The organism is Calothrix sp. NIES-2098 (assembly GCF_963875125.1).
Lineage (GTDB): Bacteria > Cyanobacteriota > Cyanobacteriia > Cyanobacteriales > Nostocaceae > Aulosira.
Genome location: NZ_CAWNKJ010000001.1, coordinates 2,713,765 through 2,736,415 on the forward strand (window position 1 = coordinate 2,713,765; position 22,651 = coordinate 2,736,415).

Consider the following 22,651-nt stretch of genomic DNA (forward strand, 5'->3'; position numbering starts at 1 on the left):
GACTGGAAATGGTTACTGGGATATGATGTGAATGCCTAGAAGATATTTCTATACATATCTCAGGTAAAATAGCATGATTCATTTATGGGGGCAATGCACTTTTTACCCATATATTTTAAAAAATTTCTGATAATTCAACTAATTTGAATATTGTATAAATAGCTAAATGCAGGCATCTGATAAACGTCACATTTTCGTCATAACTTTTCCGCAAAAACGTCATATACATCAGCTAATTTGTAAATCATTTTGGCTAACTAAATTTTTGATAGTGAGAATTCACAGATGTAAAACAGATTACTAATCTGAGCGATGAACGACTTTTAATTCTCCAGTTTAGTGGTGTCTCTTGCCGAAAAATGTTTGAACGAACAAGGCTGGAATAATTTACCTTAGCCAATAGGGTGAAGCAATTGCACAATTGCCTGCACTAACTCCTCTGGATCGACAGGTTTGGCGATATGCATTTGAAATCCGGCGGCTAAGGCTTGTTGCTGGTTGATTTCTCCTGCATAGGCAGTCAGCGCGATCGCGCTAATGTTTCCTCCCTGTTGTGGTGCCCATTTTCTAATTTGTCGAATTAAGGAATAGCCATCCATTTCTGGCATTCCTACATCACACAACAGTAAATCTGGCAGAGACTGATTTAATAAAGTTAATGCTTGTACTGCCGAAGCGGCTGTCGTAACTTGTGCGCCAGATTCTGTCAGGATGAATTCTGCTAACTCCCGCATATCTGCATCATCATCGACAACCAAGATTTGAATACCTTTGAGATCTGCCACAGTTTCTAAATGGGTGTGATTAGAAGATAGTTCTTGTTCGACGACGTTTAACGGTAGCCGAACGGTAAATGTTGCTCCTAAATTCTGTCCTGGGCTATCTGCCTGAACTGTTCCGCCATGTAGTTCAGTTAAATGACGGACAATCGCCAGCCCTAAACCCAGTCCCCCAAATTTTCGCGTTCTCGTACTGTCTTCTTGCCGGAAGTATTCAAATACATGAGGTAAGAACTCCGATTTGATGCCAATGCCTGTATCTTTAACTTGAATTTGAGCGTATATACCAACCTGCTCTAGGTGAACTTCAACTCTGCCAGCCAATGGTGTAAACTTCACAGAATTAGAAAGCAGGTTCCAGACAACTTGTTGTAGGCGGTTGGCATCGCCGACAACGTTGCCAGAAATTGAGTTGAATTTAGTTTGGATCTGAATGTTTTTAGCTTCTGCTGACAGTCGTACTGTTTCTAAGGCTGCTTCAATTATTGCAGCTAAATTAACGGGTGCGACATTTAACGTCATTTTCCCTTGGAGGATGCGGGAAACATCCAACAAATCCTCAATCAGTTGGGCTTGCAGCTTGGCATTGCGTTCGATGGTTTCTAAGGCTTGGTCGGTTTTTGTGGCATCTAGGTGCTTGCTGCGGAGCATTTTTGTCCAACCGAGAATCGGGTTGAGGGGCGATCGCAATTCGTGGGACAGGACGGCGAGAAATTCATCTTTGACTCGGTTAGCGGCTTCTGCTTTAGCGCGATCGCGTTGCGCTAGTTGATACAACTGAGCATTATCAATTGCTAAGGAAGCACGGTGAGCTAGTTCTTCTGCTAGCTGCAAATTCTTTTGGTCGTAACTTTGCCCGGATTCGGCTGAGATAAAGCTAATTACACCGAAAATGCGTTCTTGGGATTTTAAGGGTACTGTCATTGCAGATTTAAACCCAACTTGCCGCAAAATTTCTAAATGTTCTAAGTCCTGTGCTGTTTGGACGAGCAGATCGTCGGGAATATCTGAAAATAATTGCGGTTGTCCAGTTCGCAATGTCAATGCAGCGCCGTGAGACGCATTCGGATTTAGAGGATATTTCTGTCTGATTTTGTGCGCCCATTCGAGTTTGGCACGATCAGCGTGAGCTACGGCAATTTGCTCGATCGCACCATTTTCTGCAACTACGTGTACTGTACACCAATCTGCCAATTCCGGTACTGCCAGCTGGGCGACTAGTTCTAAGGTAGTCTGATAATCGAGGGAAGATGCTAAAACTGCACTCGCTTCTGCCAAAAAGCGTTGACCGCGCTCTAACTGTACTCTTTCTGTTACATCCACGACATACACTAAAACTTCTTCTACCTGATGGTGGGAGTTTGTGGTTGGCAGATAGTAAACGTTAAAGTAACCGGGACAGCGATCGCGGCGTCCGGGAACTTTAACCGCAAAGTTAGGTGAGATGAAGGGATGGCCTGTGGTATAAATTTCATGGAAGACTGCAACTACTTTGGGATCTGATTGCCCAAAAAGTTCGGGAATTGAACGCCCTAAGTGTTGGTCGCGGGTCAGTCCATTAATTTCTGCTAATGCTTCATTAATCGCAATAAATCGCTGCTCGGCATCTAACAGGGCAAGTCCGACTGGAGAGGTTTCAAAAATGGTTGCTAGTTGATTTTGTGCAGCTTCTGCTTGAGTACGGGCAATGCGTTCGCGTTCTAACAATTGTTCTTTTTCTTGTTCGGCTTGCTTGCGCTCGGTGATATCAAGTACAGCACCGATTGAGTGTTTGGGATTTCCCTGAGAATCGTAAGTAAATTTTCCTCTGGCTTCTACCCAGTGAATTGAGCCATCCGCCCAACGCAGACGATATTCATGGTGGTACTCTTTTTTCTCACTCATGGCTTGCTGAAATTTTGCCCTCGTTTCAGCTAAATCATCAGGATGTACTTGATTTGCCCAAGCTTTATAACTGGGTTTACATCTATGCGATTGCAAACCTAAGATGGTGAAATGTCCTTCTGACCAGACGAGCGTGCGAGTCTGCATATCCCAGTTCCACGTTCCCATGCGTCCAACTTTCAACGCCACTTGCAGGTGAGCTTCGCTTTCTCGCAATTCTTCTTCAGCGCGCGATCGCTCTACGGCTAACCAGGTTTTTTGGGCAATTCGTTCCATTAGTTCCACATTGTCTTCTGTCCAGTGGCGCGGATCAATATGATGCAACACAAATAACGCAACAAAGCGCCCGGCTTTCACCAAAGGAACGCACAATAAAGATTTTGTCTGGATGGCGGCAAAGGCGGCTGCTCCCGCACCCATAGTCCGCGGATCGAGATCGACATCATCAACGACTATTGTTTTGCCTTGCTTGAGTTCAGCTATGAGTTCCGGGCCAAAGGAATTCATGTGGTGAGTGCCAGCCACACTCATGACACCATTGCAATAGTCGCGATCGACAATGACATATTCCTGCGTAGAATCAATTTCACCATAGGTACAGCGTGTGACGTTGAGGTGTTCGCCTGTGGACGAAACTACCCGCCACATAATTTCCTTCGAGTCTTGGATAGCACGAATTGCATCATTTAATTCGATCAAGAATTGCTGTTGTTTCTCCTTGCGCTGAAGTTTTTGCAGCGTAGCTTGTTCTTGTGCTAAAAAGCGATCGCGCTCGGCTGCAATTTGTTTGCGCTCTGTAATATCAACGGTAACGCCAGTAATCCGAATTCCTCGCCCAGTTTCATCGAGATAAACTTGTCCTTGGCTATTGAGCCAGCGCACTACACCGTCGGGAGCAATTACCCGATACTCTTGCTCGTAGGAAGATTCTCCCGCGATCGCTGTTTGTGCTGCTTGCACGATCCGTTGGCGATCGTCTGGATGAATCACCGCAAAAAATTCTTCTGTTGTGCCTGCTTGCATACCCCAAACTGAAGGCGCGTTGGGAGAACACACTACATAATTTGTGATTAAATCCATGTCCCAGGCGACCATCTGCGCAGAAGACAAAGCAAGCTGTAAGCGTTCTTCAGTTTGTCGCAAGTTTTCTTCAATCTGCTTGCGTGCGGTAACATCTTGAAAGACAGCAACGGCTGCAACAATTTGATTTTGGCGATCGAGAATTGGTGCGGAATTAACATTAATAAAAATATGGCTGCCATCAGTTTGATGTAAACCCATTTCTTCATTAGCGATCGCTTCGCCTGTAAACAGCGATCGCGCTAGCGGATACTCGTAAGCTTCATACAGCCTGCCATCACGGTCAAAGGCTGCAAATGGCGTCACAGGTAGGTATTCCTCAAGCTCAAGCGACTGTTCGTAGTCGTACCTGACAATCTGTTTGGCTTGTTCGTTAGCGAGTATCAACTTACCAGATGTCGCATCGGCAATTAATACGCCGACTGGTAGCTGTCGTAAAACGGCTTCAAATCGAGTACGTTCTATTTCCAGCTCTTGCCATAATCTTTCTTTTTCTGCTTCAACCTGCTTGCGTTCTGTGATATCACGAAAATAAACTGCCAAACCTTGAGCAGATGGGTAAGCTTTCACTTCTAACCAACACTGCACAGGCTCGCCGAATTCTTCCCAAGAAACTGGCACTTGTTCTTTTACAGCTCGGTGCAATTGTTGGTAGCCGAATCCCCCTACCAGTTCAGGAAACACCTCATTCCAAACGTGCTTTCCTATCAGTTTTGCTGGCGTTTGATGGAGAATTGCCGCTGCCGCGTGATTCACGTAGACATAGCGCCATTCGCGATCGAAAGCCACAAAGGCATCTGTAATACTTTCGAGAATTGTTGTCACTTGGCGCTCAGTTTCTTGAGCAGCAAGGAGTTGGGAGTGCTGTTGCTGGGCTTTCCTCGCTTCAGTGATGTCTCGGCTGATCACTACTACCGATATCGGCGTTCCCTCAGCATCTAATTCTGGAACCAACCGAGCTTGATAAAATCTTAGTCCCCAGGAAGTTTGAAATTCAAATTCAATTTCTTGTGGTTGAGCTGTAGCAAATACCTGGCGTAAATGCTCTTCCCAAAATAGGTAAATTGGATCTGACATAAATTCAGACATCGATTTACCCAAAAGAGCATCTCGCGGAAAGCCTAAAGCTTGCTCGACAATGCGGTTGACATATAAGTAACGGATGTGCGCATCAAAACGAGCGATCGCATCTGGTGCATTTTCTAGTAAAGTTTCTAACTCCTGTTTTTGATGCTGTAAAGTAGCGATTGCTTGCTGCTGCTCAATGATGCGTTCTTGTAGCGCCGTATTTTCAGATTCACTTTCTAAACTGCGGGCAATCTGTTCAATTACTTCCGAACGAGAAATTCCGCGTTTGTGAGCCTCCACATCGAGCAATCGCCACGCTGTACTGGTAAGAGATAGGCTTACTCGTTGTTTCGTTTCTGAGTCCCAATTACTAACAAACTTACCAGTGGCATCGCGTTTCATTGATTTTTATCCGTATGCATACACGGTCTTTTCTATTGAATCTGAGTTATGTCACGGTCGGGATCTTCCTTGAGAGTGAAGTTTGCTCAAGGGTGGGGAGTGTGGGGAGAAACGAACTACACTTAGCTCTCCCCTATCTTTCCCAAATTAACGATTAACCGTACTCATATCAGGATAGCGATCGCCTGCGACTACACCTTTAGGGGCAATTGCTTCGAGTTGTTTTAAATCTTCTGGTGTGAGGGTAATCTCGGTGGCTGCAATGTTCTCTTCTAAGTAAGTGCGGCGTTTTGTACCCGGAATGGGTACGATATCCTCGCCTTGAGCTAAAAGCCATGCTAGAGCAAGCTGAGTCGGAGTTACGCCTTTATCATTGGCCATTGCTTTGACTTTTTCGACTAATTGCAGATTCTTGGAGAAATTCTCGCCTTGAAAGCGAGGCGAATTTCTGCGATAGTCATCCGGTGCTAGGTCATCTAAACTTGCGATCGCACCGGATAAAAAACCACGTCCAAGGGGACTGTAAGGGACAAAGCCGATACCTAACTCGCGCACGGTGGGCAAAATCTCATCTTCGGGATCGCGACTCCACAGGGAATACTCTGTTTGCAGTGCGGTAATTGGGTGAACTGCATTTGCCCGCCGAATCGTCGCTGGAGCAGCTTCTGACATTCCTAAATAGCGCACTTTGCCTTGCTGGACTAATTCTGCCATTGCACCCACAGTGTCTTCAATGGGGACAGTAGGATCGACGCGATGCTGATAGTAGAGGTCAATGACATCGACTCCCAGACGTTTGAGCGAAGCATCACAAGCTTGACGGACGTATTCCGGTTTACCGCTAATACCTTTCCATCCGCCATCTTCAGTGCGGACATTGCCAAACTTGGTTGCTAGCACTACGCGATCGCGACGGTCTTTAATCGCTCTACCAACTAACTGTTCGTTAGTGAACGGCCCGTACATATCTGCGGTGTCGAGAAAGTTTAGCCCCAGTTCTAAAGCACGGTGAATAGTGGCGATCGCTTCTTGTTCGTCACGTCCGCTGTAGAACTCAGACATTCCCATACAACCTAGTCCCAGTTCGGAAACTTCTAAGCCTTGTTTACCAAGTTTTCGCGTTTTCATTTCATTATCTCCTGAAGCAATGAATATGATGTCCGATAAATTACCCTGAATATGTCATTGCGAGTGGAACGCAGTGAAACGACGCAATCGCAGAGTTCTTGGGATTGCTTTTCTACAATCGCAATGACGGTTATTTGAACGGCTCTTTTAAAATGGATACTTACGCGGAGTATGCTGTACAGTAATCCAATGGTCGGTAGTAAACTCTTCGATTGCCCAATTACCACCAAAGCGTCCAATACCGCTATTCTTCTCACCGCCAAAGGGAGCGTTTGGTAAGTCGTTGACTGTCTGGTCGTTAATATGCGTCATTCCAGCTTCCATTCCCAGTGCGAAGCGCAGTCCTCGCCCTTCGTCGCGGGTAAACACTGCACTCGATAAGCCATACTCGGTATCATTGGCAACTTGCAATGCTTCCGCCTCATCGCGGACTTTAATAATTGAGGCGAGCGGCCCGAACATCTCTTCCCGCGCTACCGACATCTGATTATTTACATCTACAAACACGTGTGGCGGTAGCATTAGTCCTTGCGGATCGCCACCCAGTAATTGACGAGCGCCTTCCTGACGCGCTTGTTGTATGTGTTTGAGCAGCGAGTTTAACTGAGCTTCATCAACGATCGGGCCGATCTCTGTATCGGGGTCATTTGGATCGCCCAGCTTGAGATTGCGGACGCGATCGACAAAGCGATCTACAAATTCATCATGCACTAGCTCATCGACAATTATCCGATTGATACTCATGCAGATTTGTCCTTCGTTTAAGAACTTGCCAAACACGGCTGCATTTACCGCCAGTTCTAAATCTGCGTCGTCTAACACAACTAGGGGACTGTTACCGCCGAGTTCCAGCGAAACCCGCTTCATAATCGGGCTAGTCATTGCTAGTTCCCCAATATGTCGCCCGGCTTTGGTCGAGCCAGTAAAGGTAATTACACGAGGAATGGGATGGCTGACAAACGCATCGCCAATCTCACGGGCGGGGCCTGCAACTATGTTGAGAACACCAGCAGGAAGTCCCGCTTCTTCAAAGATTTTGCCAAAGATGAGACCGCCAGAAATAGGAGTATTAGAGGGTGGCTTGAGGACAACGGCATTTCCCAACGCCAACGCAGGAGCGACTGAGCGATTAGCGAGGTTGAGCGCAAAGTCCCACGGGCTGACTACACCCACCACCCCGACAGGACGGCGATAGACTCGGCTTTCCTTACCTGGGATGTCTGAAGGAAGAATGCGCCCCTCTGCACCATAGGGAGCCGAAACGGCCTGTTCCATGACATCGCGCGCTGCTTTCCATTCCAGCATCGCCTTTTTGCGCGGACTACCCGCTTCTTTTATTGACCAAGAAATAATTTCTTCGCGGCGAGTATCCATAATTTCCGCCGCCCGACGCATAATTAGCGATCGCTCGCTGGGTAATGTCTGCGCCCAAGCTTTTTGAGCGTGCTGGGCTGCTTGATAGGCGTCTTCTAGGTCGCGTCGATCGGCGGCGGGAATTTCTAGAATTACTTGTTGGCGGTATGGATCGATTGGTCGCAGTTTGTGTTCAGATCGGCCTGCAACCCAACGTCCGTCAATGAATAAGCGATCGAATCCCGTGTAGGGAGCAGGTGCATTGGCGGTAGAGTTGTTTGTCCGGCTGGGGGTCGTTGCTGTCATTAAAAAAGCCTCCCGATCGGTTTGAGTTCTGGTTATGTACTCAATCAGACGTATTTCTGCGAAAGCTGATAAGTCATCGTCTGTTATAACTGCGATCGCAACAGTGTTTCATCTTCCCTATGGGTCAGGAAAATTAATGTCTTAACTACGACAGCTAACTGCTAGGCTCCACTTCTAGGGGAAGGCTTTGCTCCCCTGCTCCCCGCCCTCTTCCCCTCTGCCTCTTCGGTGACGACACAAGCGAATTTTTGTACCGTTCATCTCAATGATTCCTTCTTGAGAGAGTTTATAGAACGCGCGCGAGAGTGTTTCGGGAATTGTGCCTAAAAGTGCAGCTAGTTGTCCTTTCGGTAAATCGAGTTCAACTACATCAGTATTACCATTGCGATCGCTCAACATTAATAAGTAGTTTGTCAAGCGTTCTGGAACTTCCTGAAACGAAAGAGTATCAACTAAATGAGTTAATCTGCGCAGGTGTCGGGCAAAGGTTGATAACATAGCTAACGCTAGTGAGGGGTGTTGTTGCAGAACCATCAAAAATGCTGCCCTGGGAATAAACACCACCTCAGAATTTTCTAGTGCGGCTGCTGAAGCGGGGAACTTTCCACCATCGAAGGTTGGTACTTCTGCGAAATATTCTTCTGCGCCAAAGATATGCAAAATTTGTTCTTTACCAGCATTTGCTAGTTTAAAAACTTTAATTCTGCCAGATTTGACAATAAAAAACCCTGTGCTTTCATCTCCTTCCCAAAAAAGCGTTTCCCCTTTTTGATAAGTTTGGGGAATCGCAATATTGGCTAGTGCTTGCAATTGTTCGTCTAAAACACCTTGAAAAATCGGTGTCTTTTGTAAAAACTGTTTAACTTCTAAGATACGTTCGCTAACTAACATGAGGTCATCGGTGAGAGGGGACAGAAAGAATATAACCTGTCATCTGGAAGCTGTTTCCTACTTTTTGACTTAGATCAAGGATTTACTCCAGGGTCAAGAATAGGCTGGAAGCAAGAAGATTGGAGTAACAAATTATGTTCTGTAACCAGTGCGAACAAACAACCCGTGGAGATGTCTGTTATCAGTGGGGAGCCTGTGGTAAAAGTCCTGAAGTCGATGCTTTGCAAGATTTGCTGGTGCATTGTTTGCGGGGATTATCCCAGGTGGCTCTACAAGCAAAGTCGTTAGGAATTACCAGCCGCGATTCCGATGAATTTACCTGTGAAATGCTGTTCTCTACGCTGACAAATGTGAATTTTGCGGCGGATGATTTTGTGACATTTATCAATCGGGCGATCGCTTTACGCGATAGTCTCAAATTAAAAATTCAGGCTACAGGTAACGCTGTTGTTGATTCTGCGATCGCTAATTTTCAACCTGCTGGCAACTTCCAACAACAAATTCAGCAAGGAAAAGACTTAGAATTTGAATTTATCAGTCAATCGGCTAAAAATGTAGATATTTTCTCTCTCAAGCTCACAGTATTATATGGTATCAAGGGTTTAGCGGCTTATGCCTTCCATGCTTTGGAACTCGGACAGCACGATGAAGGCTTATACAGATTTGTCCATGAAGTTTTGGCGCACCTGGACGACCAAGATAAAAGTTTACAGTATTGGTTGGATTTAGCCCTACAAGTTGGGCAAATGAACCTCAAAGCAATGGAATTACTCGATGCTGGCAATACAGAAACTTTCGGTCATCCTACACCTACATTTGTGCCTTTGGGACATACCGTAGGTAAAGCAATTCTCGTTTCCGGCCACGATTTACTGGCATTGAAAGCCATTCTAGAGCAAACAGTGGGAACTGATATTAAAGTTTATACTCACGGCGAACTACTGCCAGCACATGGCTATCCCAAATTAAAGCAGATTTACCCGCATCTTTACGGTCATTACGGTACAGCGTGGCAAAATCAAACACATGAATTTGAAAGATTTCCTGGTGCGATCGCTATGACTACAAATTGTCTCATGCCTCCCCATGAATCTTACAAAGATAAGGTGTTCACACTGGGGCCAGTTGGTTATCCCGGATTGCAAAATGTCAACATTGGTGATGTTTCACCGATAATTCAGAAAGCTTTAGCGCTACCGGGATTTGTAGATGAAAAAGATGGCGGTACTGTAACTACAGGTTTTGCACGAAATGCGGTATTAAGTGTCGCTGATACTGTAATTGAAGGTGTGAAGCAAGGTCAAATCCGGCACTTCTTTTTAGTTGGTGGTTGTGATGGTGCAAAACCGGGACGCAATTATTACAGCGAGTTAGTTGAACAAATTCCAGATGATTGTATTGTTTTAACTTTAGGCTGTGGCAAGTTCCGCTTCTTTGACAAAAATTTGGGTAATATTGGCGGTATTCCTCGCCTGCTGGATGTAGGTCAATGTAATGATGCTTACTCAGCAATTAAGATTGCTGTAGCGTTAGCAGATGCCTTTGGTGTGGGTGTAAATCAATTGCCACTGTCTTTAGTATTGTCTTGGTACGAACAGAAAGCAATTTCCGTTCTTCTCACATTGCTGCACCTCGGTATCCAAAATATTCGGATTGGCCCTACACTTCCCGCTTTCCTCACACCTAATGTTGTGAAATTACTATCAGAAACCTACAATCTCAAGCTGATTACTACCCCAGAGCAAGATTTAGCAGCGTGTCTTGGATAACGTCAACTCATGTTTTATCGGGGTTCTACCTCTCGGCAGAACCCCCTTGCGTGATTTTTACTTTAAGCCTGCGATCGCACTTGCATATAAATTAAAAAACCGAGATTCTTCTAAAGGTGCATCGTGATTCCAAGTCGCAGCAACGCAGTATTGCTTACCATTTTTAGCTTTGAGCCAAGTTGTCAGATTTAAAACTCCAGATTCCGAACCACCTTTAAAGGCTACTCGTTCCCAATCTTCAGCATTAGCAACGCCAGGATTGATACTCATTAAAGGTAAATCGGCAACTTGTTCCATCACAGAACAAAGTTCTTGCGCAGTAAAAAACCACTCAATATCTAAAGCTACTGGTTTCCCGCCAAATTCGCTAGGATCGGGTAAAGGTTGTTGAGTTAGCGATTGTAAAATGGCTCTTTTTTCCTCTAAATTACTATTGCGATAGCGTTGCAGTAGCTCTTGATTCTTAGCACTTTTGAGAATAAAAAATTCGCGGGTAGTTAAGAAGGGAATGTTGCGAGGTGAAATAGATTCAAGTGCTTGCCGTCCAATAATATTTATTAAGCTATCAGTAGCAGTATTATCACTTTGAGAAATCATTAAAGCAGATAATGTCTGCAAAGTTAAAAGCGAGCCAGCAGGCCAAGTTTGTAATGTCCCAGATGGTAGGCTTTTCCAAATCGGTTGTAATTCAACAACATCCCGCCACGATCGCTTACCTGTAGTAATTTGAGATTTAAGAATTTGCAGAACTGCCAATTTAAAAGCCGAACCCACTGCTAGAGGCGTATTGGCATTTAATGCAGCTCGTTCTGATTTACCTTCCAAAACGAGAAAGCTGACTTTACCTGGTAATGTTTTGAATTCTGCGATCGCTTCTTCTAACGTCTTACCTTGAGCCACAGGTGGACGAAAGAATAGCATGGTAATTTTACCATTAGCATCGACAGCAATTTGGGTTGGTACATAACCACGAGCAAACACAACTATATAGTTTTTTCCTTGCTCTTGAACTTTCTGATAATCTCCTAGTCCCTGTTTTAAGCTGGAGATAATTTGTTGGATCTGGGAGATAGGTACATGAGCTAAAAACTCAGAAGTAAACCAGTCAGCTTGTACTGGTTCAGTGGTTAATAGTCTTTCTAAAGCTGCTTTAGACATATTAGATTTTTTGGGTAACTGTACCTGTGCAACTTGTAAGAACTTTTGCTGTTTTGGTTCTATAAAAAATTTATTTGGTAAGACTAAATTTGCTGTTAGTAATAAATTTGCTAATAACATATCTATTGAGTTTTACTTTCATCAACTACTCCTCATCTCTTCAGGAAATTAAATATTTTCAGAATTAATCTTTAACTAGTTTTTTCATCCTGAAGCTGCGCTCAATCTGGTCAAGCGCCATTTGTCTAAATTTTAACACTATCTATTTTGGAGAGAGCGATCGCCTTCTCTACCGCCTTTAGCTTGGCGACATCTGGAAGCACGATTAAATATCCATACCTACACTGAGATTGATGCTAATATAATCAGAACTTTGATGAGACAGCGTATCAATATAAATTTACATAGCAAGGCGCGATCGCTTGCACATCTTTAGATATTACTGCCAAACTAACCCCTAAGTTAAAATAGCTGTTCGCGTACCGATTTATGAAACCTTTTTTCAACGAAAATTTATTGCATCGGCAATTAAAAAATATTAATTGTGATTAATGATTGACGATGTAGAAGAGGAGGTGATTCGTCAATGGCTGTAGAACAATATCGACAATATATTAAATACCTGCTTTCTGAGCGACAAAAACGAGCTTCGAGATCGCGCAATTACGAAGAGTATGAAGTACAAACCATTTTTGACGAACAGCAAGACCACTATCAATTACTTTATGTCGGTTGGCGGGGAAATAAACGCGATTTTGGTTGTATTTTACATCTCGATATTAAAGATGAGAAAATTTGGATTCAACATGATGGTACGGAAGAAGGAATTGCCAATCGATTAGTTGAGATGGGAGTACCCAAGCAATATATTATTTTGGCATTTCACGAACCATATGTACGTCAGTTTACTGAGTTTGGCAGTTGATAGATATTGTAGATCGCTCCTGGAAAAGAGCCACTACGCGATCGCGTTTTTTCCTTTTTATAGCAATCACCTTCAGAGTATAAAAAAGGGAGAAATAGTTTGAATGTTTTTGCTATGATGACTACCAAATTTAAGCAGGTAAAGTATAGCGTTTATCGATCGCAGCTTTAATGGCATCGCGAGTTTCATTAGCTGATTTGCCATCGCTTTTTTCAATTTCAGCAATTTCTTCGGCTAAGGATTCATCTTTAATCGCTTCTTTAAACCAACGCGAATAATCTCCCCGTTGCAGATGGAATAACCAAGTTTCATCATCTACACCCTCGGCAATTTGCGTGAATAAAATCAGGTTTTGAGCGCGGAGATTTAACTTTGCTTCTGGCCCTCGGAAGTAAAAGCTTTTATCTTCTCCTAATTCTCCTTCAGCATATTTGCGGACATGACGACGGCGTTCGGTACGTCCTGGGGTAATTTGAAAGCGGAATGGTTCTGAATTCTGTTCTCGAAACCAAGCCAATGCTTCACCTGTTTCTAAGGTTTGAGGCTGGAGTTGGGGCGGAAAATCACCGAGGGTTTCACAGAAGGCTTTGATGTTCTCTTCGGGTGAATTTCCGACAGTGAGAATAGTATCTATTAATGATAAGCCTGCGGTGGCAACTCGATCGGGATGGACTGTAATTAACATCATCCCCTTGAGTTGTTGAGGTAATGTCAAGGATGCGGGGTGCCAAGATGCAGGGATGAGATGATGTGCTTCATCTACAACTATCCAATGTGGACGACCAGTTCGCGATCGCAATTCTAATAAAGCTGATAGGAGTTCGGCAAAAAATGCGGGACGATCCTGTAGCGCAATTCCTAGCAAGTTCACCACTACATTTTGGTTAGGTTGTTCTAGCAAATCTAAAACTTCTGCAATTCTGGGTGCTCCTTCAGTATTGCCTAAAATTATGCCTGGTTCAAAGTTGTCGTAGTCTCCCTCTGGGTCAATAATACAGATTTGGTAGTTGTGTTCGGCAATTCTTTCTAATACGGCTGTGGCTAAGGTAGATTTACCGCCTCCAGAAGTCCCAGCTAATAGAATACTGGAACCATAAGGTTTGATATAAACTTCTGCACCGTCTGTTTGATTCCCCAATAAGATTTTATGTCGTTGTAGCTGTTCGTTCAAATCTGACACATCATTAGCGATAATTTTGTCAATTAATTCAACAACACCATCGCCTCTCTTACCCTGAGTCACAAAATCTACCTGTTCTTTCAGCATTGGTAAAGCATTAGCCACCGCCACAGATAACTCGCTTAATTTGAGAAAAGCGTGGTCATTTTCTGCATCGCCAACTCCAACAACATTGTGCGGCGATAACTTCATTTCATTCAATGCTGCTAATAAACCTGCGGCTTTGTTGATACCTGAAGGTAGTACCATCACTGCACCTTTGTTAAAGATGACTTGCAATTCTAATCCTAAGTCGCGGATGGTTTGTAGAACAGTTGTTTCATGGGGATGCCAAGTAGCAACAATGACTCGCCCAACTGCGAGTGGATTGACATGGCGATCGCGCAATGCCTGAATAAACTCTTGTGGTGGTTGCGAACCTAATAACTTTTCCTGACGAGAAGCTGGCGAATAGAGCAATGCACCATTTTCAGCCACTACATAATCAAATAAATCAATACGCTCAAAAACCTGTTGCAAATCATCTAGCTGCCTACCTGTAACTAATATTAGCTTTCTCCCAGAAGCGCGTAGGCGTTCTAGTGCTTCTAAAGTCTTCTCATTTACATGGCCATCTGTAGCGAGAGTGCCATCATAATCAGTAGCTAATACAAAGTAACGCATGGGGCAGTAAAAAACTTGCGACTTTTCATTTTTTATAATGTCTTGAACCAATAGATTCTTTATCCAGCTTGAGAGATAAAAATTTCTCTATCTCTGAGTTTTCAGTTTAGTAGTCTCTTGCATTGTTTTTAAAATCTGTATTAGTACAAATTAAAATTAATGCAGTAGATGGGTAGAGGCACAACAATGTTGTGCCCTTATGAGTAATTTATGTGTTGCAAATATTGTTTGAACTTTTATCAGCACTTTAGTTCTTCAAAATCAAAAGCTAAAGTTCTGATTATGTGTCTTAGCTATTAAAGATGGAATATTGTTGTGAATTGAAACTCCCTATGAGTTAGAAGAATTTTCTATATTCTCAACTTGCTTTTCTTCTTGTTTAAGTAAGAACATATAGACTATTCCAAAAATCAAGATACCAAGTACACCATAGGAATAAGAAGCTTGTCCGCCATGCCAGCTATCAAAAGCGGCTTTGTTTGTTCCTTCCATTATTGCCAGCATAGCAATTCTCCCTCCATTGATAACAAATCCTAAGAGGATGGCAAAAATCGCTACAAAGAACCGCTTACTTTTGGCAATGGGGAACATTACTAAAGCAATAACCGATATACCTAATATATAGTTGATGGTATCTATACCAGAACAGTTATGAACTACTTTGATGCTGCCAGTTGGTAGATAAATATTTACACCAATATTTGTAACTTCAAAGCCTAAGTACCACAAAAGCAGACTAGCAAATTTGGCACTTAAAGGTGAAATATCTAAAAATAAATCAGCAAGTACGCTGGGTATCCCTAGAAAAAACAGAATAGTCAGTTCCTCCCAATATTGCTTTAATCCCTTAAAACCAGAAGCCAGTAAGCCGACACCAAGAGCAGAAGTAAAGGATAAAAGACGCAGGGTATGTTCTAGATTCTGAGTTGTACTTTGCCATAGTACCCAAATAATCAAGAGCAAGCCCACAATACTAGAGAAAACATCGCTTTCAAAGCGCAAGGTATGACGTTTGTCCCATAATATAGAGCCTGTAGCGAATAAAAACAAAATACTCATACCCAGATGGCCAATATCGGGAGCCTTCCAAACTAAGGTAAGACAAATTGCTTCTAGCCCAGCAGCAATACTCAAAAGCCAGAATGGTTCGGTCTTAAATAATTTGGGTGATACCAGGTCAGTAATTTTCATGGCAACAGTGGGTTTGCTAATTGCAAAAATTAGGTTTTTAGTAAGTTTTGGTATTTTGGTAAAGCTTGCACCTGGTTATTTCTTAAATAAGATGACATTTATTAATGTCGAATCACTAAATATTTTAGATGACACATTTAAGCTTGCTCATCAAGCATCATATTGTATCGAAAAGATGCAAATTTTGACATACAAAATCTCATTTTAGATTGCGTACTATTTAACTTAAACATTGATAATTGCCAAAACCATAATCCAGCCTCTATTAATATGCAAGTCTTATATATGATTTACTTAACAGTTTTCCTAGACAAAGCCAATGTATCAGAGTGAATACTATAATTTTTTGTTACCCTAAGTGTTATCCCTAGGTTTTAATGTAATAAATATTTAAGTAAAGAAACTTAGATTAAATAAATTCTTTATGAATAAAAAGCACTAATTAATAAAGTTTTAGTAAAGTACTCGTTTACGGGCATGGCGCATAGCACATAATACTAGTGCCCAAGCGATCGCTCCAACTCGGCTGGAGATGGTTCATACCACTCCTAGAAGCTAAAAGCATCTGACTTTTCCCGTTATCTTTTTGCGGAGGTTTTGAGGCAAGAGGGCAGGAGTAAATAAAGATAGAAGGAAGCTGTGCCGACTACCTGTTGCAGTCCCCTTGCAGGGAAATTAGTTATGGAAACACCTGGAGGAAACAGCCACTACACAACTGTGGGGCGGCTTGTGCCAATGTTTCAGTCCCCTTGCGGGGAAATGGTTGATGGAAACCCAAAAGGCCCTGCAATAATATAAAGTTCTTTGCCTTGACTGTTTCAGTCCCCTTACGGGGAAATTAGTTATGGAAACTTCGGCAATTATGCCCCGCACCGAGGCATATGAAATGTTTCAGTCCCCTTGCGAGGAAATTAGTTGTGGAAATACCTCGGTTCTGAAACTTAAGCAGAGCAAGCTTCCTGGGAAGGGTTTTCGTGAACCGGAAATTTTGGTCATTTTCAGCCGACCTTATTGCAAATAATTTGTAACTTTCCTGATTCAGCAAATGCTAGAACTATTTACTTGTCAAGGTTCTGGCGATTTTCGCGAACCTCCCGGTATTTTTGCCCCCACTTTGGTTCGCGAAAAATTCGGGTTAGCGAATAATCATAAGATACTCATCGACTTATGTCGATGTGTTTCAACCTTTACATCTAGCTGAAAAGCCACTCAATTCACAACAGCCTCAGAATTAATTGGCACACAAGCATTTACTAAATGTAACAGCGGCCCTAACTGCTCTTGTCCATTGACAGCTAAATCGCTATGGCACAAATAAACTTTTTCGGATACACGAGAAAGCAAATCTGCCAAAATTCTTTGCAGTCGTTGTTCTTCGGCTAATTTTTCATCTTCTGCTGTCCAAGGCGAACCTAATCTGTGTTGGAGAAACAAGGGTGCGCCAAATAACGTAGCTGCACCACCTTTAGCCCACAAAGGAGAACTCGCATCCAGCCAAAAATGCCAACGGTGAAATCTCCTACTAGAACGGTATTGGAAGATGGTGGCTAAGGTGACAGCTTTTCTAGCTGGGCCAATGGGGCGTAAAGGATAGGGGTTGGCGGTAATCGTACCGCGCCGCAGTAGTTGAATAAATTCGGCAATGGTGCTTTCTGAAGGAATGGATGGAGGTAATTTGGAATTGGTTTGTTGCAGCCTAGTATTTATTTCCCAGTAGTGTTGGGCGGTTTCTAGCAATTCTCTGAGGGCTGCTAGTCGATCGTAGGGTGGATTGGTATCTTTACACAAAAAGTCTTGAATTGCTAGGTAGATCAGGGAGATAGGGCTAGGAATTAAACGCTGTTCTTGTTGCGATCGCTGTTTTTCGATCCACTGTAATATCTCAGTATAAGCTGTTGTGGCGGCATAGCCGATGCGATCCCAGCGCTCGAAGGCTGTGACTGGTAGTAAATTAGGGCGTTCTGGATGAGGTTCAAAGCAGTAATCTGCTATTAACCCAGCGCGTACAGGATCGATGTTAGTGCTGAGTTCGGAGGCGCTATCTGCGGCTTTTGATTTTCTACTCAATACCACCAGCATCTCGGCTACGGCATCCCGATCTACTAAGCGTCCCAAACCGGGATAGACTAGAGCCAGCATGGTGAGTAATGCCCGAATCGCTGGCGAACTAATCAAGGGGCGTTGATCGTTGAGGGGTTCTACTTGGATATTTTGCTTGTTGAGGATTTCTATTAAGGTATAACGCGCGATCGCATCTAAACCAGGTGCAATAACTGCGACTTCTTCCGGTTCTACCTCTCCTGAGGCGATCGCATCCACAATTACCTCGGCTGTTTGCCGCAACAATTGGGCGCGGGAGGTAGTTTGAATTGACTGTACGGTTTCTGGTAAGCTCAAAATTACCGTTGGTTCTGTGGCTAATTCCACCATTTGGGTAGCCAATTCAATTGCCAAGGATTCTACAGGCGGACCGATTAAGGTTTCAACTTGACAACGCCTTGCTAATCCTTCGAGATATTGAGGATCTGCTCCCAATCCCAAGCGCACTGCACCTTCAGGATTGTAGCTAAACGCCCCAACTGCACCGCCATCTAACAAAAAATCAAACAGGTGACGCGCTACCCCTGGATATTCATCAACATCATCTGCTAATACAGCTTGATAACGTTTTGCTAGATGCTGTTGATAATTTTCATTGGTTAATAGATGCCGATTGTATAGTTCGGTAATAATCCCGTAGGTGAGAAATCCCCGATTTAAACACCAGTCGCGCCAATCTAGCAGCAAAGAGGCGAGAAATTCCGGATCTAAATCGATCGGATTATCTCCTAAACCAGTTGCCAAAATTTCAGCAATGCGATCGCAATTTTCACCACTATAGGCTGCTAATTGCAATAAATCGAGGATGCGACGCACCAAACGATACTCATTCATTCCCGCTTGGCGCAAAGTCTCCTCGTCTAATTGAGAACGCCAGAGTTTTGTCGCCAATTCTTGCTCGGTTTCTGGACGCAATCTTACAGGAAATTGGGCGTTTAGGTTTAAAGACTGAATCAGCAACGGCCAAAATAAAATTACTTCATCCTGAAAAAATCCTAGCGGGGTTTTAGCTCTCACCGGATATTTACCTAGAGTAGCAGTGACAATTCTATCGCCAAATTCTCGACGGTTATCATCATTAGCTGCTAACAGCAAAACTCCTGGTTCTGCTTGGCGAAGTTCCAAACCTTTAACTAATTGCTTGCCTTTTTTTTGCTCTTTTTGGTTAGTATAAAATGAGCCATTAGCTTGATGATTACCTTGCACCCAACTACAAAACTGGTTAACTAAACGAGTAGTCTTGCCACTACGGCTACTACCAACAATCCAAACAGAATGTGCAACCACAAACCCTCTCCTTGTAGATTTGTTAGTATACTTCGTGCGTTAATTTAAGGTTAAGAATCACCAAATCATGCTGGATGATTGCCGACGATGAAGAACTCTGTTTTTAGCCAAAAAATTTATCCTTTCTTGCTGAGTCTTTACCGATGGTACTTACGAACGCCAGAGCGTTCTCTAGATGAAGCTTACAATGCAGCATTAAAGATTAAAGAATTAGAAGATAAACATTTTAATGGTAATAAAGTAGACCCTGACTTAGCTATGTACAGTAGCAATGTCATGGATTATTTTCAGGCAGATCTGAAAAAACAATTAAAAATTGCCCGAATGCGACTCACAGAGTTTAAAGGTAGTCGTTGGTTTTTAAACGAAGGTAATCAAGAAGCTGCAAATAAAGCAGGTGTAGAATATCCCGATCTTGCTTTAATTTTAGAAAAGCTGAGATTTATCGATGGAGTACTTTCAAAATATACTAATGTTGAAAATGAAGTAAATTCCTTAGTTGTAGTAGATCAAACTCCTAAGATACCAACTAACTCAGTAATCGCTCAAACATCAACACCAAAATTACCTAATAATAACCGCAGAAAACCTCAAGGGAAAGCGGATACAACAGGTATATTACCTAGGTCGATTTTAAGTACTATTACTCGTTTGCAAGTTGAATTAGATCCAAATTCCGAACAAGATGTTGTTCAAAATTTTCGCCAAACTCAAAGAAGAACAATCATATCCATTAGGTTTCTTTTACTATTAATTATAGTACCACTTCTTACCCATCAAGTAGCAAAAGCATTGGTAGTCGGGCCGCTTGTGGAACGCTTTAGAGGTTCCGAAGCAATCCAAATCTTCCTCAATGTAGAAATGGAAGAAGAAGCTTTAGCAGAGTTAGAAAGGTTTGAAGAAAGAATAAAATTTGAGAATTTAATTAGCAAAGCACCACCACTATCTTCTGAGGAGCTAGAAACTCACATGAAGGAGAAAGCTGGTGAGATTGCCGAAGAATTCCGCGAAGAAAGCTCTAATGCTATTAAAAATGTTTTTTCAGATATTTTTTCTGTAGGCGCTTTTATTTGGTTGTTGCTCGTCAGTAAACCTTCTATCGCTATCATCAAAGAATTTTTCGATAATATTGTCTATGGGTTGAGTGACAGTGCTAAGGCATTTATTATCATTTTGTTTACTGATGTTTTTGTCGGATTTCACTCTCCTCACGGCTGGGAAGTAATTTTAGAAGGTGTATCGCGCCATTGGGGATTACCAGCAAACCGAGATTTTATCTTTCTATTTATTGCTACATTTCCAGTGATTTTAGATACGATTTTCAAATATTGGATTTTCCGTTACTTGAATCGCATCTCACCTTCTGCTGTTGCCACATATCATAATATGAATGAGTGAAATGGGGCATTAGTCAACAGTCAAGGGTCAAAAGTCAAGAGTCCATCCCAAATGTTTGATTTCATTTTTAAACGCAAAGGGACACAGAGGTTCACGCAGCGGAACGCAAAGGTTTTATTACAGCTATTCGCTTGTTTACCTCTGGTTCTGGGGATTTTACTGGTAAGGATGCCATCTTTGGAGTATCGAGGGCTGAGTGTGCCAGAATGTCAGGTAAAAAAATGGCATCTACCAGAAGCATTGTCTAGCAATTCTCAGGAGAAAGCACCAGTACTGATTCAAAGATTACCAGTTACTTGTTGTCAGAACGATCGCTCTTGTGTAGATGAAGCGCTATATGGGGCACAGAACGATAAAAAAGCGCTGTTAACTTCCATCGATCGCAGTTTGCGCTACCTCCAATCTGCTAGGGGAGATGATGCTTACAAGAGTTATCCTATACCACGAATCACGCGCGATCGCGTTTACAAAAGTTTGCTGAGATTCCGCCAACTTTTACTTAATACTAATTCCGCCGCTGCACTTCAGACTGCGATCGCTAAGGAATTTGTACTTTACCAGTCGATTGGTAAAGATAGCAAAGGTTCTGTTTTGTTCACCGCCTACTACGAACCACTGTATACTGCCAGTCGCGTGCCCACAGCAGAATACCGCTATCCTGTCTATAAAGCACCGCCCGATTTGGATTCGTGGAGTTTACCTCATCCCACGCGCCTCGAACTCGAAGGGGCGGATGGTTTACAAGGTGAAAAAGGTAAACTGCGCGGCTTAGAATTATTTTGGTTTCGCGATCGCCTCGAACCATACATGGTGCAAATTCAAGGTTCTGCAAAGCTGCAACTGACTGATGGTACTCAGACAAGCATTGGTTATGCAGGTAATATTGCTTATAACTACAAAAGCATTGGGCGAGAACTGGCGAACGATGGCAAATTGCCTTTAGAAGGTATGACTATGCCAGTCATCCTCGATTACTTCCAAAAGCATCCCCAGGAATTAAACGTGTATATTCCTCGCGATCCCAGCTTTGTTTTCTTTCAAGAAACTAAAGGCGCACCAGCACAAGGTTCTATCAGCCAGCCACTGACAGCCGAACGTTCAATTGCTACAGATAAATCCTTGATGCCTCCGGGTGCTTTAGCTTTGATTCGTGCGGCATTTCCCTTTCCCGACAACAGTGGTAAATTAGAACATCGAATTGTTAGCCGTTACGTACTCGATCAAGATACAGGTGGTGCGATTAAAGGCCCTGGTAGAGTAGATTATTTTTTAGGTACTGGGAAATTGGCAGGCGATCGCGCTGGCGTAACAGTTAGCAATGGACAATTATTTTATTTACTACTGAAAGCTAAAAACTAAATTTATTAACATTGTGTGACTGCTGAAAATTAGCATCATGCTATGTAAATTTTACCTATAAAAAATTTTGGCTATTTTACTTATTTAATTTAGGAACTAAACAAATAATTCTTCGTCATTGCCATTAAAGCGCTATTGAAAAATCTCTTTTGGCAAAATGAGATGCACTCGAATCAAGGCGTATCAGCTTGTTTATGGCACTACATTCATCATTGAGTAATAGGGGTTAAAAGTGCTCAAAATTTTAGTTGATGCTGATTTAATATTAGAAGCTTTAATGAATCGCAACAACTTTGTAGAAGACGTTGGCAAGTTATTAGATATCATACATCCTGTGATGCAAATATATATTACAGATGTAGGTTGGCAAAAAATCTACAATTATCTTCGCTGTCTCCAAAATACTCAAATTGCAGAGCTAGTAGTTAATTGGTTACAAGAAAAAATTCAAATTTGTCCAATTGACAATAGCATTTTACAACAAGCAAGATCATCACCTGTAAAAGACTTTGAATCTGCTGTTGAACTGGTCTGTGTGAGTCAGCGTCAACTGCACGCAATTGTCACCCACAAACCAGAAAATTTTGCCGAAGCTCCGCATAAATTTGGTATTTGGTCAATAGCAGATTTGTGGTTACGAGCAAATCTCGAACTTCGATATATACATACCGACAAGATAATTCATTAAAAGATAAGAGGGAAATCTTCTTAAATAAATTAAGACAATTGC

At 42.7% G+C, this 22,651-nt stretch carries 13 protein-coding genes; 5 read left to right on the forward strand and 8 right to left on the reverse strand.

Annotated features, from left to right (window positions below; genetic code table 11):
- Positions 1-392: 392 nt before the first annotated feature.
- From AACU33_RS11425 to AACU33_RS11440, 4 genes are all read right to left on the reverse strand, one after another.
- Complete coding sequence (locus AACU33_RS11425) at positions 393-5,213, reverse strand: PAS domain S-box protein (protein WP_096588614.1); 4,821 nt, start codon at positions 5,211-5,213, stop codon at positions 393-395.
- Positions 5,214-5,360: 147 nt separating this feature from the next.
- Positions 5,361-6,341, reverse strand: a complete 981-nt coding sequence (locus AACU33_RS11430) for an aldo/keto reductase (protein ID WP_096588615.1) — start codon at positions 6,339-6,341, stop codon at positions 5,361-5,363.
- Positions 6,342-6,488: 147 nt separating this feature from the next.
- On the reverse strand, positions 6,489-8,000 hold the full coding sequence (locus AACU33_RS11435; RefSeq protein ID WP_096588616.1) for an aldehyde dehydrogenase family protein: 1,512 nt from the start codon (positions 7,998-8,000) through the stop codon (positions 6,489-6,491).
- Between the two features lie 174 nt (positions 8,001-8,174).
- Positions 8,175-8,891, reverse strand: a complete 717-nt coding sequence (locus AACU33_RS11440; protein ID WP_096588617.1) for a Crp/Fnr family transcriptional regulator — start codon at positions 8,889-8,891, stop codon at positions 8,175-8,177.
- A 134-nt stretch (positions 8,892-9,025) separates the two neighbouring features.
- Between AACU33_RS11440 and hcp the strand changes: the two genes are divergently transcribed.
- Entirely contained in the window at positions 9,026-10,660 is a 1,635-nt protein-coding gene (hcp, locus tag AACU33_RS11445) for a hydroxylamine reductase (RefSeq protein WP_096588618.1), read from the forward strand.
- Between the two features lie 57 nt (positions 10,661-10,717).
- On the opposite strand, the gene AACU33_RS11450 is transcribed toward hcp, so the two are convergent.
- Entirely contained in the window at positions 10,718-11,938 is a 1,221-nt protein-coding gene (locus AACU33_RS11450) for a serine hydrolase (RefSeq protein ID WP_096588619.1), read from the reverse strand.
- Positions 11,939-12,404: 466 nt separating this feature from the next.
- Between AACU33_RS11450 and AACU33_RS11455 the strand changes: the two genes are divergently transcribed.
- A complete protein-coding gene (locus tag AACU33_RS11455; RefSeq protein ID WP_096588620.1) occupies positions 12,405-12,743 on the forward strand; it encodes a XisI protein in 339 nt (112 codons plus the stop codon).
- Positions 12,744-12,873: 130 nt separating this feature from the next.
- On the opposite strand, the gene AACU33_RS11460 is transcribed toward AACU33_RS11455, so the two are convergent.
- The 3 genes from AACU33_RS11460 to AACU33_RS11470 all read right to left on the reverse strand — a co-directional run bounded on the left by AACU33_RS11460 (position 12,874) and on the right by AACU33_RS11470 (position 19,164).
- On the reverse strand, positions 12,874-14,586 hold the full coding sequence (locus AACU33_RS11460) for an HAD family hydrolase (protein WP_096588621.1): 1,713 nt from the start codon (positions 14,584-14,586) through the stop codon (positions 12,874-12,876).
- Between the two features lie 330 nt (positions 14,587-14,916).
- A complete protein-coding gene (gene crtA, locus AACU33_RS11465) occupies positions 14,917-15,777 on the reverse strand; it encodes a cyanoexosortase A (RefSeq protein ID WP_096588622.1) in 861 nt (286 codons plus the stop codon).
- Between the two features lie 1,209 nt (positions 15,778-16,986).
- Entirely contained in the window at positions 16,987-19,164 is a 2,178-nt protein-coding gene (locus AACU33_RS11470; protein ID WP_096588624.1) for a hypothetical protein, read from the reverse strand.
- Between the two features lie 78 nt (positions 19,165-19,242).
- Between AACU33_RS11470 and AACU33_RS11475 the strand changes: the two genes are divergently transcribed.
- The 3 genes from AACU33_RS11475 (at position 19,243) to AACU33_RS11485 (ending at position 22,609) form a co-directional block, all read left to right on the forward strand.
- Complete coding sequence (locus AACU33_RS11475) at positions 19,243-20,562, forward strand: proton extrusion protein PcxA (RefSeq protein ID WP_339375931.1); 1,320 nt, start codon at positions 19,243-19,245, stop codon at positions 20,560-20,562.
- A gap of 168 nt (positions 20,563-20,730) precedes the next feature.
- On the forward strand, positions 20,731-21,921 hold the full coding sequence (gene mltA / locus AACU33_RS11480) for a murein transglycosylase A (protein WP_339375932.1): 1,191 nt from the start codon (positions 20,731-20,733) through the stop codon (positions 21,919-21,921).
- 232 nt (positions 21,922-22,153) lie between these two features.
- Positions 22,154-22,609 (forward strand): PIN domain-containing protein, encoded by a 456-nt coding sequence (locus AACU33_RS11485; RefSeq protein ID WP_096588627.1) that lies wholly within the window; start codon positions 22,154-22,156, stop codon positions 22,607-22,609.
- The last annotated feature ends 42 nt before the right edge of the window (positions 22,610-22,651 follow it).